Annotated in this window: 4 protein-coding genes and 1 pseudogene; 1 reads left to right on the top strand and 4 read right to left on the bottom strand. The window is 34.3% G+C overall.

Features of this window, described 5'->3' with window-relative positions; all coding sequences use genetic code 11:
• Nucleotides 1-13: 13 nt before the first annotated feature.
• The 3 genes from C200_RS04970 to C200_RS04960 all read right to left on the bottom strand — a co-directional run bounded on the left by C200_RS04970 (nt 14) and on the right by C200_RS04960 (nt 2,500).
• Complete coding sequence (locus C200_RS04970; protein ID WP_016211819.1) at nt 14-244, bottom strand: hypothetical protein; 231 nt, start codon at nt 242-244, stop codon at nt 14-16.
• A 296-nt stretch (nt 245-540) separates the two neighbouring features.
• On the bottom strand, nt 541-1,080 hold the full coding sequence (locus C200_RS04965) for a superoxide dismutase family protein (protein ID WP_016211821.1): 540 nt from the start codon (nt 1,078-1,080) through the stop codon (nt 541-543).
• Between the two features lie 163 nt (nt 1,081-1,243).
• On the bottom strand, nt 1,244-2,500 hold the full coding sequence (locus tag C200_RS04960) for a hypothetical protein (protein WP_016211818.1): 1,257 nt from the start codon (nt 2,498-2,500) through the stop codon (nt 1,244-1,246).
• A 356-nt stretch (nt 2,501-2,856) separates the two neighbouring features.
• On the opposite strand from C200_RS04960, the gene C200_RS04955 reads away from it, so the two are divergent.
• Nucleotides 2,857-3,270 (top strand): helix-turn-helix domain-containing protein, encoded by a 414-nt coding sequence (locus C200_RS04955; RefSeq protein ID WP_016211822.1) that lies wholly within the window; start codon nt 2,857-2,859, stop codon nt 3,268-3,270.
• Nucleotides 3,271-3,579: 309 nt separating this feature from the next.
• Here C200_RS04955 and C200_RS04950 read toward each other — a convergent pair.
• Nucleotides 3,580-3,909, bottom strand: a pseudogene (locus tag C200_RS04950) (IS701 family transposase); the annotation flags it as partial.

Raw genomic sequence — 3,909 nt, 5'->3', positions numbered from 1 at the left:
GAGGTAGCGACGCTTACGGATCTTCAGCAAGTTTAGCTGAAAGGACTCGGTAGCTTCCTTTTGCCAAGTGATTGCCTTCAGCATTCATCGCGAGAACGCTGTCGCCAAATTTCATAAATGAATGCTGTAACTCGCTATCTTTTCTGCGATATTTGTTTTGATCTTTATTGGCTAAGAAATATGCGGTTGCTTTTTCAAACTCAATATTTTTTTGTTTGTTTGAATTCCATATGATGTTTGGCATATACCTAACCCTTAGTTAGTCGTTTAAAAAAGGGATATAATTAACCTTATAAAAATTTAATATAAAAAATATTTTTATATTAAAAAATAATTATAATTATGGCCAGGCTAGCATATGCGTTGGTGATAAGCAATGTGTTGTAACAGAAAGAAATTTTCTTGATAATGTTAAGTGCTTGCTGAGATAATAATGCAGGGTTAAATCAGTAGGGGCAGTCTAAATTTTATATTTATTAAGAATAATCACAGGAGACTGGCTCCTGTACCTGTATTAACTAGTTAAGTTGTGGGTATAAATTAATGGATAATACCGCAGGCAAAGCGGGCACCACCACCACCTAAGGACTCAGGCTTGTCAGCGTAATTATCACCACCTGCATGGAGCATTAATGAGCGACCATGAATTTGTTTTAAGGTGAGGTGAGGCGCAATCACTGGACCACTAATATTACCTTTTTTATTGGCATAAAGGACTGGCAAATCACCTAAATGACCATGACCATATGGACCTAAATGTTTACCTGTTTTCGTGGGGTCATAGTGTCCGCCTGCAGCCATACCATGGTCTTTACAGCTTGGGTTGACATGAATATGAAAACCATGAAATCCTGCTGGAACGTGGTTTAAATGTGGGAGAATTAATAGGCCATTTGGGCTATCTTTAAGTAAGACATAACCGATATTATGTGAGGGAATGCCTTTGGCAACAGTATATAAAGTTACTTTTTCTGTTGAATGCTTATGGGTATGTGAGCTGGTATTCGCATAAGCATGGTAAGCCGTTACGCTAAAGAGCATCAGGCTGGCAATTTTTAAGGGCAGTAATAAGTTTTTCACTATTTTGGTCCACTTTTTTAAATTTATAGGCGATTAATTATATAGCTAATCTATAGGGTTAACCAGAATTTCACTGCCCTAATTGCTAAATATAAAATTATTATTTTAATTTTAAGTATGATTTGTAAAGTATATATATCTAATTGGTTGATTTATAATAATTTTAATTAAAATTTGGATAGCCTAAAATTATTTGTTTCGCTTCTTTGCGCTGGCCTTCATTCATATCTGCAAAGAGAGTTGCAGACTCGCCAAATAGCCCTGATTGAGAAACAAAGCTAAGTCGTGATGAATTGTTAAGGTTAGATGATTGACCAAAGAAGCCGTAACCTCGAATCCATTGTTTCATTTCAGCCCTAATATTCCCTAAGCTTTTATCTGTAGAGTCCATTAAATTCTTTATAAACTGCATGGTTTGGTTTTTACCGTGGTTACCATGTGCCTTATTCCAGCCAAAATGGCCGGAATTGGTATAATCGTAAGCAGTAGTTAAGGATTTTTGTAGGTCGGTGTTATCTTTCACTTGCTCCCAACTATCTTGAAAGCTGATATCTGAGTCATGAAGTATTAATAATGCTTTTGCTAGGTAAGGGGTGTTTTTAATTATTTCTAAGTGTTCAGTTATATTGATTGCTGGATTATTAAGAGCAATAGTAAGTAAAGTGACTCTAGATTGAGGGTCTTTTAATACTTTATCGCATTCATTTTTTGCCTGTTCTAGATCTTTTTTAAAAGAGGGGGTGTCTATTTGATTTAATTGGCTGAGAATAAAAAATTTTATTGCTGCTAAGTTGTAGTTATTAAGCGCTACTTTTATCTCATCAGTTTGGTTTACTGCTAAGGCTTCTAATTGAGTAATATGGGCTCTAAATTGATCAACTTTTTTAGCGATGGCCTTTTCTTTTGATAAGTCAGCATCGACGGCTAATTCCATCTCCTTTTTGAAAAGCGATTCTACTTTTGGCGTAATTGCTCCGTAAGCGCTTTCAACTTGATTTAAAAACCAGCCAGCATATAACTTTTTGATTTCTTTAGGTCCATTTAGGCTTTGCAAGAACTCTTTTTCTTGCCACTGAGCGGTATTTCGAGGGTCTGAGTAATCATCATGAGCCATTGCAATTGATATAGCGTGGTCATATAGAAGAAGTGCATAGTTCCATCTTATTGCATGCAGCTGAGTAAGTTGCAATCTATCTGCTGGTGAGAGGGAAGAATACTCTTGGAAGCTAAATTGAACTCTAGCATCCCAATTTGTTTCTGTTAGTTTATTTTGTCTTTCTATAAAACTAGGGTCAATCATTTGACCTTGTTCGTGTATATTGAAATAAGACTGACCTGCAATAGCATATAAAGGCTCGCCCTTAAATCTGATATTTTTTGTATCTAGAGAAGTATTTAACCCAGGGTAGATTGGCTTCATATGTAACCTTCTAAATTAAATGAGTAATAATCGATGAAAGGGAAAATGTGAAAAATTTAAATAATAATAGTATTAATTAAAACTGCATATATTAAAAAAATATTTTTTAAAGTAAGGGGTTAACGTGGTTGGTATGTAAGGGGTTAATTAGTATGATCTATGCTGAAGTATTAAGTTAAATTTTTTGTTGACTTTAGTAATTTTTAATTGCATTAATTTATTGAGTCATTTATATTTTAGTAAATTATGGATATATGTGATGATCGTCGCTTATATATTTATATTTAATTTTTTTAATGTAAAGTATTATATATAGAAAATACTGATTAACAGTATTGGCAATTTAAAGAGTATTTATGACAGACATCAGCACAACAGCAGCAGCCTCTTTAGTCGAGGTGAGTGTTCGTAAAATTCAGAGAATGATTAAGCTAGGTGAAATTTCTGCTATTCGAAATAGCAAAGGTTCTTGGCGTATTGATCTTTCAGAGTTAGGTCGTGTGTTTGGTCTTACTATAGATGAATTGAGTGAGCGACTATCAGCGATAGAAATACGAAAAAGTATAAGTGGTAGTGATAAAACTAATATTGAAAACTTAGAAAATTTAGCGGTTTTAAGCCAGGAAGTTGAGCTTTTAAAAAGCCATATTTTTAGTAAGGATGAGCAAATCACATTGCTAATAAAAGAAAAAGAAGAGCTTATGCAGCTTCTTGAACAGCTGAAAAAGCAGAGGAAGAAAAAAGGGTTTTTCGCTAAATTATTTAGTTAATAGCTTTAGATCTGATGTTTTTACATGATTTAGCAACGCTTCAGGTATTGAGGCAGCAGGGCATGCTGCTTCAGTCATTTGATGAGGATTGAGTTACGGCTAAAATACATACTTTAGTGGTTTACCTGTAATCGCACTTTTAATGAATCAGCTAACTTCAACGGTTAATCCTAAACCTGTTAAAGCGATAGCAGGTGTAAAAGCAATTTAAGCGATGTTTGACTAGAGTTACTCTCTATAAAGGCTAAAAAACTATAGTGTGTGGGCTGTTTATACTTATTTTGATTGTTAACTCACCTTACGCACAGGTCATAAACATTTTAATCGCCTAAGCTCTTCAAAAGCTATTTGATTTGACCGCACAAGTAATTTATATTTGAGTGCAAAGTGGTTAAGTTGTGCTTTTACACTCAATGTTTCTAGTTTACAAAATGCCACGATTGATGCAAAAATATGATTGCATTGTGACCGAACAGTTTTAGTTGGTGATTTTGCTAAACTTGCATTTTGTTTAATCGACTTATGATATTCTTCAATTTCGCCCTCCGTCATCTGAAGTGCAACACTCAGTAGAGAGTTCATATTCATACAGATAAACTCATTTGTTATTAAATAGAGGTGACCTGTTGACCCGTCTTC

Origin of the sequence: Piscirickettsia salmonis LF-89 = ATCC VR-1361, assembly GCF_000297215.2 — a bacterium.
In the GTDB taxonomy this organism is placed as follows: domain Bacteria; phylum Pseudomonadota; class Gammaproteobacteria; order Piscirickettsiales; family Piscirickettsiaceae; genus Piscirickettsia; species Piscirickettsia salmonis.
Note: the sequence above shows the minus strand (reverse complement) of the source record. Positions and strands in the feature narration are given on the sequence as shown.